12 protein-coding genes are annotated in these 12,313 nt (G+C 62.8%); 4 read left to right on the top strand and 8 right to left on the bottom strand.

Annotated features, from left to right (window positions below; genetic code table 11):
- Window positions 1-9: 9 nt before the first annotated feature.
- The 4 genes from FFS37_RS18165 to FFS37_RS18150 form a co-directional block, all read right to left on the bottom strand.
- The gene (locus FFS37_RS18165; RefSeq protein ID WP_137932340.1) at window positions 10-705 is read right to left on the bottom strand and encodes a GntR family transcriptional regulator; all 696 of its coding nucleotides are present in this window, start codon (window positions 703-705) and stop codon (window positions 10-12) included.
- A gap of 103 nt (window positions 706-808) precedes the next feature.
- Window positions 809-1,522, bottom strand: a complete 714-nt coding sequence (locus FFS37_RS18160) for an SDR family NAD(P)-dependent oxidoreductase (protein WP_137932339.1) — start codon at window positions 1,520-1,522, stop codon at window positions 809-811.
- Window positions 1,523-1,586: 64 nt separating this feature from the next.
- Window positions 1,587-3,218 carry a flavin-containing monooxygenase gene (locus tag FFS37_RS18155; protein WP_137932338.1) on the bottom strand — a complete coding sequence of 544 codons (1,632 nt, stop codon included), beginning with the start codon at window positions 3,216-3,218 and terminating at the stop codon, window positions 1,587-1,589.
- Between the two features lie 99 nt (window positions 3,219-3,317).
- Entirely contained in the window at window positions 3,318-4,088 is a 771-nt protein-coding gene (locus tag FFS37_RS18150; RefSeq protein WP_137932337.1) for an SDR family NAD(P)-dependent oxidoreductase, read from the bottom strand.
- A gap of 249 nt (window positions 4,089-4,337) precedes the next feature.
- Here FFS37_RS18150 and FFS37_RS18145 point away from each other — a divergent pair, with 249 nt between their 5' ends.
- The 4 genes from FFS37_RS18145 to FFS37_RS18130 all read left to right on the top strand — a co-directional run bounded on the left by FFS37_RS18145 (window position 4,338) and on the right by FFS37_RS18130 (window position 9,873).
- Window positions 4,338-5,057: an SDR family NAD(P)-dependent oxidoreductase gene (locus tag FFS37_RS18145; RefSeq protein ID WP_137932336.1), complete on the top strand. Its 720-nt coding sequence runs from the start codon at window positions 4,338-4,340 to the stop codon at window positions 5,055-5,057.
- A gap of 101 nt (window positions 5,058-5,158) precedes the next feature.
- A complete protein-coding gene (locus FFS37_RS18140) occupies window positions 5,159-6,283 on the top strand; it encodes a substrate-binding domain-containing protein (protein ID WP_171026323.1) in 1,125 nt (374 codons plus the stop codon).
- A gap of 40 nt (window positions 6,284-6,323) precedes the next feature.
- Window positions 6,324-7,310 (top strand): ABC transporter permease, encoded by a 987-nt coding sequence (locus tag FFS37_RS18135; protein WP_137932334.1) that lies wholly within the window; start codon window positions 6,324-6,326, stop codon window positions 7,308-7,310.
- A 37-nt stretch (window positions 7,311-7,347) separates the two neighbouring features.
- On the top strand, window positions 7,348-9,873 hold the full coding sequence (locus tag FFS37_RS18130; protein ID WP_137932333.1) for an ATP-binding cassette domain-containing protein: 2,526 nt from the start codon (window positions 7,348-7,350) through the stop codon (window positions 9,871-9,873).
- Window positions 9,874-10,033: 160 nt separating this feature from the next.
- Here the strand turns inward: FFS37_RS18130 and FFS37_RS18125 are convergent, their stop codons facing one another.
- The 4 genes from FFS37_RS18125 to FFS37_RS18110 are packed head-to-tail and all read right to left on the bottom strand — an operon-like array spanning window position 10,034 to window position 12,307.
- Window positions 10,034-10,582 (bottom strand): invasion associated locus B family protein, encoded by a 549-nt coding sequence (locus tag FFS37_RS18125; RefSeq protein WP_137932332.1) that lies wholly within the window; start codon window positions 10,580-10,582, stop codon window positions 10,034-10,036.
- A complete protein-coding gene (locus FFS37_RS18120; protein WP_137932331.1) occupies window positions 10,567-11,028 on the bottom strand; it encodes a DUF4189 domain-containing protein in 462 nt (153 codons plus the stop codon). Before FFS37_RS18120 ends, FFS37_RS18125 begins: the two co-directional genes overlap by 16 nt.
- Before the next feature lie 36 nt (window positions 11,029-11,064).
- A complete protein-coding gene (locus tag FFS37_RS18115; RefSeq protein WP_137932330.1) occupies window positions 11,065-11,736 on the bottom strand; it encodes a hypothetical protein in 672 nt (223 codons plus the stop codon).
- A 13-nt stretch (window positions 11,737-11,749) separates the two neighbouring features.
- Window positions 11,750-12,307 (bottom strand): invasion associated locus B family protein, encoded by a 558-nt coding sequence (locus FFS37_RS18110; protein WP_137932329.1) that lies wholly within the window; start codon window positions 12,305-12,307, stop codon window positions 11,750-11,752.
- Window positions 12,308-12,313: the final 6 nt, after the last annotated feature.

Here is a 12,313-nt window from a genome sequence, read left to right as displayed (position 1 = left end):
CGCCGGCGCTCAGGCCACGCTGGCCAGATCCTTGTTGCGGCGGACATACTCGTAGATCGCCAGATCGGCGGCTTCCAGGATATGATGTTCGCACCAATGCCAGGCGGCTTGCGCATCGCGATCCTTCGCGGCGGCATCGATGATGTGCTCCAGTTCGACGATCGAGCCCTCGGTGCGGGCTTCGTCGACGAAAGCAAAGCGGCGGAACATGGCGATGCGCGCATGCATGCTGCGCAGTGATTCCTTCAGCACTTCGTTGCCGCCGCCGCGCAACAGCACTGCATAAAACTCCGCCTTGAACTCCTCGCGGCTGTCGACATCACCCTTGCGGTAGTCCCGGTCGAGCCTGTCGCGCAGCCTCAGGAACGCGTTGCAATCCTTCTGCGAAGCATTCTGCGCAAACAGCTTTCCGGCAAGTCCCTCGAGTGCGGCCCGCACCACGTAAATCGCCTTGATTTCCGCCTGGGTCAGCACCGTCACGATCGGCCCGCTGTTGGGAAGCACGCTGACGAGATACTCGGATTCGAGCTGCCGCAGCGCTTCGCGAACCACTGTACGCGATACGCCGTAGGTCTCGCACATCGCCACTTCGACCAGACGCTGCCCCGGTACAAGCTGCCCATTCAGGATGTCCTCACGAATGAGCTTGACCACCTGCTGCCGAAGCGGGGCCGCGGTACGTTGAGCTGTCCTGTCCGTTTTCATCGCCCAATACCCAAGATTTGAGTCGGTTTCATTTTAACGCTTAACACCCCAGGGTCATAGAGCCTCCTGTCGGGCAGTAATACGGGAATGACGCACTGTGCGATCATCCCACGGTAACGCCACCGCATACAAAAAGCGTCTGGCCTGTCACAAAACCGCTGCGGCTGTCGCAAAAGAAGCTGACTGCATTGGCCACGTCCTCCGCTGTACCGATCCTGCCGACGGGAATGCTGCGGACAAGATCCATCGTATAGTCGGAATCCGGGGCATTGTTCTTCCAGAAGGCCGTGGTGCCTATCGGTCCCGGCGCAACGCAATTGACCGTTATGCCATCCTTGCCCAGTTCAAGCGCCCAGGTGCGCGCCATGCTTTGCATCGCGCCTTTGGTGGCGCTGTAGAGGGTTCGCGCCTGTTTTCCCAGCGTGACGCGGCTGGTGTTCATGACGATGCGGCCGCCGCCAGAGCGACGCATGACCGGAACAAGGGCTTTGGCGGCGATGATTGCCGTGCGCACATTGAGATGCATCAGGCGGTCAAAATCGCCGATATCCACCTCGTCGAACGAAGCGGGGGCGACAATGCCGACATTGTTGACCAGACAGGTCACCGGCAGCGCGCCGGCGATTTCGGCAAAAACCGCCTCTGCGGCGGCACGGTCCGAAAGGTCGACGATCCGCGCATCGGCGCGAAGGCTGTCCGCTTCCGGCTCGACAATGTCGAGCGCGATGACGCGATAGCCGTCCTGCTGCAGACGCAGCGCGATCGCCTGACCTATGTTTCGGCCACCGCCTGTAACAACCGCGCAAGACTGCGTCATTGATCCCATTTCCCGTTGTCCTCAAGGTGCCCGGAGGCTCCGGACACCTTGCTCTGTCGTTTGTTCACGCAGCCGCCGCTTTTGCCGCCGTGAGCTTGTAGCCTTGGTAGTTGTTGTCCCGGCAGGCCTCGGCATGCTTCATGTATTCGCCGAAGCCACCCATGTAGAAGCTGACCGCGCGCACCTTGCCCGGAATGTTGGCGCCGGACACCCACCAGTCGATCTTGCCGAAAAGCGTCATGCCCTCGATGCGGATGCACTCGTCCAGCCAGGCCTGTTCTGCTTCCGCGGTGGCCTCGATCGAGGCAATATTCCCGGCATTGGCGTCGCGAATGGCTTTCGACACCCACTCGCACTGCCATTCGATGGCTGGCGGCTGGTTGGTGAAGGGACCCGGCGGCCCGTAAAGGGAAAACATGTTGGGGAAGCCGGCAGCGGACAGGCCGAGATAGGCGCGCGGACCATCCTTCCAATGGTCCTTCATCTTCCGGCCGTTGCGGCCCTGGAAATCGATGCGCACGAAATTGCCGGTCACCGCGTCGAAGCCGGTGGCGAAAATGACGATGTCCAGTTCAATTTCGCCTTCCTCGGTGCGTATGCCGTTCTGCGTGAACTCCACGATCGGGTGCTTTCTGATATCGACGACGTCGACATTGTCCTGGTTGATCGCCTCGTAATAGTGATTGTCGCAGAGCGGCCGGCGCGCATAGATATCGGTGGGCATCACGAGCGCGCGCTTCTTCGGGTCTTTCACCACCTCTGCGATCTTCTTCTTGATGAAATCGCTGGCGGTGGCGTTTGAATCCGGATTGACGGCGATGTCGTTGAAGGTGCCGAACATGAAGTTGAAGCCGCCGCCGCTCTGCCATGCCTGTTCGTAGACACGTTCCCGTTCCGCGGCCGAAACCTCCATCGCTCCGTTTTTGGCGTCCTCGAACGCGAACACCGTCGCGGTGCGGCGCACCCGGTCGAAATAACCGTCCAGATCGCCGGCAATCGTTTCCAGGAAGGCAGGGTCGATAGGGTGGTTGCGCGCCGGAACCGAATATTGTGCCGAACGCTGGAAGAGCGTCAGATGGCCTGCTTGCGAAGCCAGGTCCGACATCACCTGCACGCCCGTCGAGCCGTTGCCGATGACACCGACCCGCTTGCCCCTGAAATCGACGGGCGTCGTTGGCCAAAGAGCGGTATGCAGGACCTGCCCCTCGAAGATTTCCTCGCCCTTGAACGAGGGCTTGTTGGCGGCCGATAGAATGCCCAGGCCGGTGATCAGGAACTTTGCCGAAACCCGGTCGCCCTTGTCGGTCTCGACGTCCCAGCGATCGGTCGCCTCGTTGTAGTGGGCCTTGGTGACGAGCGTCGAAAGCTGGATGTTCTTGCGCAGGTCGAAGCGATCGACGACATGTTCGAGATAGGCGAGAATTTCAGGCTGACGAGGGTATCGCTCGGTCCATTTCCAATCGCGATAGAGCTGCGGGTCGAAGGAATAGCAATAGACCCAGCTTTCCGTGTCCGAGCGCGCACCGGGATAGCGGTTCCAGTACCATGTGCCCCCCACCCCGCCAGCCTTGTCGAAGACGCGCGCCTTCAATCCAAGGTCGTTCTGGAGTTTGTGCAGCATGCAGATGCCTGCAAATCCGGCGCCAAGCACCACGGCGTCGAGTGTTTCGACGGGCTTTCTCGTTTGTTCTTTCATGTCAGTCAGTTCCTTTCCTCCAAAGTCTTGACCCGCGGACCGGGTGCGCTCGAAGAGCGCCGTGATTTCGCCCGGGTCCCGATTGCTGCGTCGATTCCGCTATTGCGCGGTATAGCCTCCATCACAGACGAGGCTGGTGCCGGTGACGAACCGTGACTCGTCGGAGGCAAGAAAGAGGATGCAGTTGGCAACATCCACGGGCTCGCCGAGGGTCAACGGGTGTTTCACCTTCATCATGGCCAGGTAGGCGTCCTTGCCGTCGGGGTAGGTTTCGGCCGCCTGCATGAACAGTTCGGTCTTGGTGGAGCCGGGATGAACCGCGTTGACGCGAACGCCATGTGGCGCATAGCAGATGGCGTCCGTCTTGGTCATGAGAAGCACCGCGCCCTTCGTGGCGTGGTAGGCCGGCAAGTCATTGCTGCCGATAAGGCCGTAGATGGATGACAGGTTGATGATCGAACCTGCGTTCTGCGCCATCATCAGCGGCAGCACGTGCTTCGACGTCAGAAAAGTGCCCCTTACATTGATCTTGAAGACCAGGTCCCATTCGTCCGTCGTGATCTCGTGGGTGAGCTTGTTCACGCCTGGAATGGCGGCGTTGTTGACCAGGATATCGACCGTTCCATAGTCGGCCGCCACCTTGGCGATGCCGGCCTCGACATCGGCCTCCTGTGTCAGGTCGACTTTGATGAACTGCGCCCTCGCGCCGGTCGCGCGAAGGTCCTCGGCGACCACCTCGCCATCGGCAAGCACGTCGAAAATGGCCACGGCGGCACCCTCTTGCGCCAGGCGAAGAGCCGCGGCCTTGCCGATGCCACGAGCTCCTCCCGTGACGATCGCTGCCTTTCCGGCGACCCTGCCTGCTTGCATATGCGTTCCTCCTCCATGCCTGCGCTCGCGATGCGAGCCTCCTTTGCCGATTGGGTAGCACTCCGCGGGCAGGCAGTCAATAATTGCGTAATACGGTATTATTGAAGCTGCAAGAAAGCACATTCCGCTGGCCTGCCGTGCCCAAACGACGCCGGACTCCGCCGCAGCCGACTGGCTTGACAACAAAATATTATACGAATACCGTAATACAGGATGACGGTGTAACGATCGTCCAGGGAGGGAATGGCAATGAGGCTTAGGGACAAGGTTGCCCTGGTGACGGGTGCGTCACGCGGCATCGGGCTCGGCATCGTTGAATTGTTTAGCGAGCAAGGCGCGGTCGTCTACGCCGGCAGCACGAGCAATCCAGCCGACGCCTACCCCGCCGGGGTCATTGGCATTGAGCTGGACGTCGCAAATGAAGCGGATTGGGAGCGCGCCATCGAGCGTGTCGTGCGCAGCCATGGACGCCTCGATATCCTCGTCAACAACGCGGGCATTATCGCCTATGAGCCGGTCCATGAGCTGGATGTCGCGGCCTGGTCGAAAGTCGTCGCCGTAAACCAGACCGGCGTTTTCCTGGGCATGCGCGAGGCCGTGAAAGTGATGCGGCAGCACAAAAGCGGCTCGATCGTCAACGTCTCGTCGATCTGGGGAAGCGCTGCCGTTGCCGGCGCCCATGCCTATCACGCCACCAAGGGGGCCGTGGCCAATATGAGCAAGAACGCGGCGCTGACTTATGTCGCCGACGGCATCCGCGTGAATTCGATCCATCCGGGTTTCATCGATACGCCGCTCACTCAGTCACAGGCTCCGGAGATCAATGCCTTCGTAATAGCGGCTACGCCGATGAAGCGCGCCGGAACGCCGCGCGAGATTGCCAATGGCTGCCTGTTTCTGGCCAGCGACGAGAGCAGTTTCATGACGGGCGCCGAATTGGTGATCGACGGCGGTTACCTGGCCCAATAGCCGGGCGCGCCTCGCGCGGACATCCGGTCCTGCGCAAACAAAAGACCAACAGACGTCTTGGAAAAGCGGCCTTGAGCGCCGCCCAGTGGAGGAGCAAGCAAGTGAAAACCGTCTCTCGAATTCTATCGGCGGCGCTGCTGTCCGGCGCCGTTTCGGTGCTCGGATCATCGTTCGCGCACGCCGGGTCCTTCGACAAGGTCGATGTCTCGCCAGGCAAGGTCGGCACGGTCGACGAGCTGCAGGACATTTCCAAATACTGCGGCACCAAGCCGGTGAAAGTGGCCTTGTCCGATGGATTTGGCAGCAACTCCTGGCGCAAGATCACGCTGGCGGAGTTCAAGGACGAAGCCGCGAAATGCAAGAACATCACCGAGGTTCGCTATACGGACGGCCAGGGCAATCCGCAAAAGCAGATTTCCGACATTCAGGGCCTTATCGCCCAGAAGTTCGATGTCATCCTGGTGTTCCCCGACAGCGGCGAGGCGCTGTTTCGCGTCATGCGACAGGCGATGAATGCCGGCATCGCCGTGGTGCCCTACTCCATCGGCGAGACGTTCCCGGGAAAGCCGGGGGTCGAATATGTGACGCTGACCACCGAAAGCGTTCGCGACGAGGGACGCACGCAGGCACAGTGGATCGTTGATACGCTGGGCGCGGCCGGCGGCAACGTGATTTCGCTCGGCGGACTGCCGGGCAATCCGCTCAGCATCAACCTGGTCGAAGGCGCGAAGGAGATATTCAAGGACCATCCGAACATCAAACTGCTCGAAGGTCCGGTCGACACCAACTGGGATCCGGCCGAGACGCAGCGCGTGATGGCCAGCCTGCTCGCCAAATATCCGAAGATCGATGCCGTGATGGGCGATTACGGCCTGGGCTCCGTCGGGGCGCTGCGTGCTTTCGTCGCCGCCAGCCGTCCCATCCCGCTCTGGGCGGTGCAGGATGCCAATGAGCTTGCCTGCTTCTGGGAGGACAACAAGGCTGCCAATCCAGGCTTCAAGCTGTCCACCACGTCATCGCGCAACTGGATGGTGCGTCTGGCCCTGCGCAAGGGCATGGCCGCCGCCCAGGGCATAAACAACGACGAGCCGAGCATCATAAAGCTGCCGCTGTTCGAAAACAGCGACGATCCCGGCAAGCAGCCGAAATGCAACCGCGAGCTGCCGCCGGACGCCTTGCTGTCCTCGCAGCTCACCGTCGATCAGCTCAAGCAGCTGTTCAAGTAGGCAACGGTTCAGCCACAAAGAAGCCAGGGGAGATCATAGGATGAGCGGTTCGGTGTTGTCCGCACGCAAGCTCCCCTTGCCGGGCCTGTCCGCGCTCAACTCGACCGTCGGAAGGGCATCGCTGGCGGTCGTCGTCCTGCTCTGTATCGGGGGCGTCGCGGCGCCGAGCTCGCTCTCGTCCACGGCGCTTCTCTCCATGCTCCCCTTCGCGGCGATGCTTGCCATTGCCGCGATCGGCCAGCACATCGTCGTGCAGCAGCGGGGCCTCGACCTGTCCGTGGCCGGAGTGATCTCCCTTTCGGCCGTTCTGGTAACGCTCTTGCCGGGCGTCGAAGCCGGCGCGTGGAGCGTCGCTCTCTACGTGCTTCTGTTGATAGCGGTCGGCATGGTGGCCGGCATCGTCAACGGCCTGTTCGTCACGATTGTCCGCTTGCCGCCTTTGGTGACGACCATCGGCGTCAACGCCGTACTGATCGGCATCGCGCTCGTCGCTTCCGGCGGCGTGCCAAGCAAGGCCCCGACGGTCCTGTCCTCCGCAATCATCGGCAAGACCCTCGGCATCCCCAACACGCTCTACGTGGCGGCATTGATCGCCTGTGCCTCGATCGGCTTCATGAACGTGTCCGTCTGGGGGCGAAAGTTCGTCGCCGTCGCCGCGAACGCCACGGCCGCGCATGCGCTGGGCATGCCGGTCACGCTCTATCGGATCGGCACCTATGCCGCGGCCGGGGCGCTCTATGCCATTGCCGGCGTGCTGCTTGCCGGCTTTCTCAGCACGCCCGGCCTGTTTCTCGGCAACGACTACATATTGTGGACCGTGGCGGCGGTTGTGGTGGGAACCAATTCCATTGGCGGCGGCGGACAGGGAAGCGTGATGGCCACGGTGATTGGCGCCTTCTTCCTGACCTATCTCAGCCAGCTCGTGCTCGGACTTGGTTTCGACCGATCCCTGCAGCAGATCATCCAGGCCGTCATCATCATCGGCGGCGTCGCTCTCACCGGCCTCCTCAACCCCAATCGGGCCTAGTCCTGGTGAACGAAGTGGTGCAAGCGTGGAGTGTCTCATGAACATCATCGCATCGAAGCCGCCGATGGTCGCGCAAGCCGGCTCCGTGAGCCTGGAGCCGGCGCTGTCGCTGATCGAGGTGTCCAAGGCCTATGGCGAGGCCTATGCGCTCAAGCATGCGACGCTCGACTTCTTTCCCGGCGAGATACACGCCATCATCGGCGAAAACGGCGCCGGCAAGTCGACGCTGATTTCGGCGGTGGCGGGGGTGGTGCCGCGCAGCGCGGGCGAGATCCGGCTCAATGGCAATCCCATCGACAAGGATGCGTCGATCGACGGCATTCGCAAGGCGGGCGTGGCTGTCGTGTTCCAGCATCCTGCCCTGCTGCCGGACCTCACCGTTCTGGAAAACCTGCAGCTCGTATCGGACGAATTTTCCGGCACCGCCGGCCGCGGGAAGGCCGAGAAATTGCTGGCGATGGTGGCGACGGATCATCTGCGGGTTGAGCTCGGGCAGCGCGTCGATACGCTGACTCTGGCGCGCAAGCATGTTGTCGAGATCGCCCGGGCGTTGGCGGGTGATCCGAAAGTCCTGTTCCTCGATGAGCCGACCGAACCTTTTCAGGCCCAGGACGTCGAAAAGCTTTTCAGCGTTTTGCGCCAGGTCAGGTCGCGCGGCGTCGCCATCATCTACGTGTCGCACCGGTTGCACGAGATGCAGCAGATCGCCGATCGCATTTCGGTGATCCGCGACGGCGAGATCGTCGATTCCCGGCCGGCTTCCGCCTTTACCACCAAAGAGATCGTCACGCTGATCGCCGGCAGGCCCATCGACCAGGTTTTCCCGCCCAAGGCCGAACAGGCGGGGGCAACGGTCCTTGCCGTCGACAACCTCTCCGGCGACGGTTTCGCCGGCATTTCGCTCCACGTTGCGGCAGGCGAGATCGTTGGCCTGACCGGGGTCGAGGGGCAAGGCCAGCGCGAATTCATCCGGGCCCTGGCGGGACTGCAATCGCGCGGCAGCGGCACGATCACGCTGAACGGCGCGCCTTACGGCACCGGTGTGAATGCGGCACGCGCCGCCGGCATCGCCTTCGTATCGGACGATCGCCATGCCGAAGGCCTCTTTTCCGAACTGACCATCCAGGCCAATGTCGGGGCCGGCCTGATGAAGACCTTGGCGCGCTGGGGCCTTGTGCGAGGCGCCGACGAGCGTGACAGCGCCTCGGCCATCATATCCGATATGAATGTGCGGGCCGAAGGGACGCAGTCGCCGATCTTGTCGCTTTCCGGCGGCAACCAGCAGAAGGTTCTGGTCGGCCGCGAAATCGCCACCAGGCCGAAAGTTCTGTTGGCGGATGAACCGACCAAGGGCGTCGACATCGGCGCGCGCAGCGAGATCTACCGCAAGCTGCGCGCCATCTCCAGCGATGGCGTCGGCGTTGTCGTCGCCGCGTCCGACGGCATCGAGCTTGAAGGACTTTGCGACCGTGTGCTGGTGTTCGCCAGAGGCCGGGTGGTTCGGGAGCTGGCTGGCGACGAGGTGACCGATCACTTGATCACCGGCGCCAATCTGTCGGCGACCGGCCTTCGCGAGACGAAGACGGAACCGGTCGAGGCCCCGGTGAAGTGGTCGCGGCTGCTTGGCGGCGACCATTTCCCCATCGCCGTCCTGGCGCTGTTGACGGCAGCGATCATCTTCGCGACCAGCCGGGCCAGCGAGTTCTTCCTCACCGAGCTCAGCATCCAGAGCATGATCATCTTCATGGCCATCCTCACCATCGTCTGCCTGGCCCAGCTTTGCGTGGTGATCACGGGCGGCATCGATCTCTCGACAGGGCCGCTGATGGGGCTTGTGGTGGTGAGCGCATCCTATCTCCTTCCCGACAGCCTCGAGCCCGCGCAACTCGTGCTGTGGACGCTGCTGGTGCTCGCGGGCGCAACCCTGTTCGGCCTGTTGCAAGGCTTGCTCATCGTCGGGCTACGGCTGCCGGCGATCACCGCGACTCTTGGCACTTTCGTCGGTTTGCAAGGCATGTCGCTGCTGCTGCGCCCGACGCCCGGCGGATCCATAGCCATGGGCCTGGCCGACGGATTCTCGGCCATGTTCCTGTGGGTCCCGCTCGCGGCCTGGCTGGCGATCGGTCTCGCGCTGCTGCTTGAACTTGTCCTGTTCAGGACGGATTTCGGGCGGCGGCTGCGCGCCGTCGGGTCCGATCCCGACCAGTGCCAGCGCATCGGCGTCAACGCCGGGAGAATGTCCGTGATCAGCTTTACACTGTCAGGGTTCCTGAGCGGCCTGGCCGGCATCATCCTGGCAGGCCAGGTGGGAATGGGAACGGCAAGCGCGGGCGTCGACTATACGCTGATGAGCATAACCGCCGTCGTGCTTGGCGGCGCCGCCGTCACGGGCGGCCGCGGCTCATTTCTTGCCACCATGGCAGGCGCCTTGCTCATCCAGTCGACCATCAGCGCGTCATCGTTCCTCCAGGCGGACACGGCGCTGCAATATTGCATCGTCGGCGTGCTGACGCTGCTGGCTGCCGGTTCGTTCTCCCTGGTTCGTCACAGAAAGGCCGGGTAGAACCAACCGGGGCGGCATCGCGGTGCTTGACGGCACCGGCCGCCATGGCCTCCCGATCCACCATGGCCGGGCGGCTGCGTGCCGCTCACCGCATGGTCGCCTATGATCCGCTCCTTGTGTCTCGAGTTTTACGATCCGACGCCTTCAGCAACGACGCTCCTCACCGTGCGCTCAACGCGACCATGCGGTCGAGAGCCGCGGTCAGCCCGTGCAGCGACACCGGGAAGGTCAGCGGGGTCTCGGCGTCGGTCGTGACGTTGAGCTTCAGCACCGAACCTCCCCTCAGCTTTCCAAGCGTCGCCGCATCGATGGAAAACACCGCGAGGCAACCCGTTGGCAGGCAGGTCCTGAATCGCTGCCGGGACAATGGCGGCTGATCGTCGACCTGGGGCGTCACGCCCGGATCGAGCAGGATGCCGAAGGGCAGAAGCAGGGTGGCCACCGTCGACCCGTCCGCGCGCCTCTGGATCTCGACGGCGAGCAGCCTCTGGCCGTTCTGCTGGACCTGATCCTGCGAAAGCGAACAGACCCTGGCATTGTCCTGGATAGAGCAAGCCACGCTCCAGTCCTGGTAGACCTCGCGCAGCGACGACGGCCCATCCACAGGAGCCGCTGCCTGTTGTTCAGCCCAAGCGGACGACATCAACGAAAATACGATTGCCCCACATGCGGAGGCGGCCTTGAGGCCAGGCTTCATGTGCAGACCCATTCACGGACCTTGCATTTGCTCCCTGCCGCTTCGCAGGCCTGCAAAGCAAGGTCTTCGGCTTCCCGGCGGGTCTCGGCCGAGTTCACGCCCCAGGGCGTGAAACGGTTCTCGACCTTGTCGGCCACCGCGAGCGCACCGCAGTGCTTGTAGGGAAAGCCGGTCTCGTCATCATCATTCCAATGGCGATGGTTGCGGAACACGGAGACGACGTTACAGGCCTTTCCACCGGCATTCTCGCAATGCTTCTGCGCGATGTCCTTCGCCTCCTGCCGCTTGTCGGCGCCCCAGAAGAAGCCGTATCTGCTATCGGTCTGAGAGTAGGCGATGGCTGCCCAGATGCCTTTTTCCTCCTGCTGGGGCTCCGAAGGCGCCAACAGGTCGGCCGAGACGACTTGTCCGCTCCACAACACGGCCAAGCCCAAAACTGTGACAGCCTGCAATCTCATGGTCGGCACCCCTTTCCCTGATCCCATTCGCTTCACCTACTTCGCCGCCGAAGCGACGGAGATCACCACGCAGCTTTTGCCCGTCGGCAGGAGAAGAGCCTCACCGGCGTTGCCGCCGAGTTCGTACACTTCGACCTGCCCAAGATGGTCGGTGATCTTGCTGCCTTGCGGAAGAATGGACGCGATGTCGGCGCATGGGCTGGCGAACGGTGCCACCCGCACCATCGCCCCTTCGCAGCCCGAAGCGGTGGGCGACGCGAAAACGACGCCGGCGGCAGGCCCGCTGTAGCGTTCCGTCGCATAGTCCATGCCGACAAAGGCCTGGACGGCATGCTTGTCGGCGGCCTGGTCGTTCCACAGCGATTTGACGCTGTACTTCGTGCCGGTCGTCAAGATCTGCCCAAGCACCGGAAAGACGGTCGAACAGGCCTGCACCCCGGCCTGCTTGACGTGCTGGAGGAAAGGCGTGTCGGGAAGCGCTGGGTTGGCAGCCTCAGGCTGGGCGGCCGTCGCGCTGCCGACCAGATTGGCGATAGCGGCATAATTGCCGGCGGCAAAGCCAAGGCCCGCAACGACAAGCCCCAGCAACGAAAATCCGACGACGCGTGGCCAGCGCCGACGCCGCGCGGGCTCGACGAACCTCTGCCGATCCGGCTCGACGGCCGAGGTGCTGCGTTTTGCGGACATGAACTGGTCCTGCTGGCTCATTGTACTGCCCCGGTTATTTGAGTGGCGAAAGGGCTGCCGACAGCCCCTTGAGCGTTGCGGTCACGGTGACCGTCTTGCCGTCGACGGTCGGATAGGAGATCGCCGGCGTCGCATTCTGCGAGATCTGCTGGCGCATGACCGGCCCGACCGGCAGCATGCCGACACAGACCATCTCGTTGCAGCCGTTCAGATGAACGTCTATCGCCTGGCTGCGCCCATCGAACTTCAGCGACACCAGGCCATCGCTCCTGGCATTGGGCGCGGTGCGCAGGATCATGTAGGGCTTGCCGTCCTGCGTGGCCGCAAGCGACCAGCTGAAGGCCATCCTGCCCGAGGTATCCTCGATCACCTGCGAGACATTGCAGACCTTCTTGCGGGCCTTGAGGTTCTCGTCGCAGATCAGCGTCCAGTTCTCGAACGGACGGATGGTCCGCTGATAGTCGCCGAGCTTCACCTCGGGGGGCAGCGCCACGTCCGAAGGCTTGATCCGGTACGGCGAGGCAACCTGCCCGGCAGCCGGTGCGAGACCGCCGCACAGCACCAGGCACGTCAGTGCGGCAAGTCCTTTCATTCGCGC

The sequence above is a fragment of the Mesorhizobium comanense genome (assembly GCF_005503535.1).
Lineage (GTDB): Bacteria > Pseudomonadota > Alphaproteobacteria > Rhizobiales > Rhizobiaceae > Mesorhizobium > Mesorhizobium comanense.
The sequence above is the reverse complement of the archived record's forward strand: the minus strand, read 5'-3'. Positions and strand labels throughout refer to the sequence as shown.

Excerpts from the sequence above, each read along its gene's own strand:
- FFS37_RS18165 (WP_137932340.1), bottom strand. The coding sequence starts at position 705 with ATGAAAACGGACAGGACAGCTCAACGTACCGCGGCCCCGCTTCGGCAG.
- FFS37_RS18160 (WP_137932339.1), bottom strand. The coding sequence starts at position 1,522 with ATGACGCAGTCTTGCGCGGTTGTTACAGGCGGTGGCCGAAACATAGGT.
- FFS37_RS18155 (WP_137932338.1), bottom strand. The coding sequence starts at position 3,218 with ATGAAAGAACAAACGAGAAAGCCCGTCGAAACACTCGACGCCGTGGTG.
- FFS37_RS18150 (WP_137932337.1), bottom strand. The coding sequence starts at position 4,088 with ATGCAAGCAGGCAGGGTCGCCGGAAAGGCAGCGATCGTCACGGGAGGA.
- FFS37_RS18145 (WP_137932336.1), top strand. The coding sequence starts at position 4,338 with ATGAGGCTTAGGGACAAGGTTGCCCTGGTGACGGGTGCGTCACGCGGC.
- FFS37_RS18135 (WP_137932334.1), top strand. The coding sequence starts at position 6,324 with ATGAGCGGTTCGGTGTTGTCCGCACGCAAGCTCCCCTTGCCGGGCCTG.
- FFS37_RS18130 (WP_137932333.1), top strand. The coding sequence starts at position 7,348 with ATGAACATCATCGCATCGAAGCCGCCGATGGTCGCGCAAGCCGGCTCC.
- FFS37_RS18125 (WP_137932332.1), bottom strand. The coding sequence starts at position 10,582 with ATGGGTCTGCACATGAAGCCTGGCCTCAAGGCCGCCTCCGCATGTGGG.
- FFS37_RS18120 (WP_137932331.1), bottom strand. The coding sequence starts at position 11,028 with ATGAGATTGCAGGCTGTCACAGTTTTGGGCTTGGCCGTGTTGTGGAGC.
- FFS37_RS18115 (WP_137932330.1), bottom strand. The coding sequence starts at position 11,736 with ATGAGCCAGCAGGACCAGTTCATGTCCGCAAAACGCAGCACCTCGGCC.
- FFS37_RS18110 (WP_137932329.1), bottom strand. The coding sequence starts at position 12,307 with ATGAAAGGACTTGCCGCACTGACGTGCCTGGTGCTGTGCGGCGGTCTC.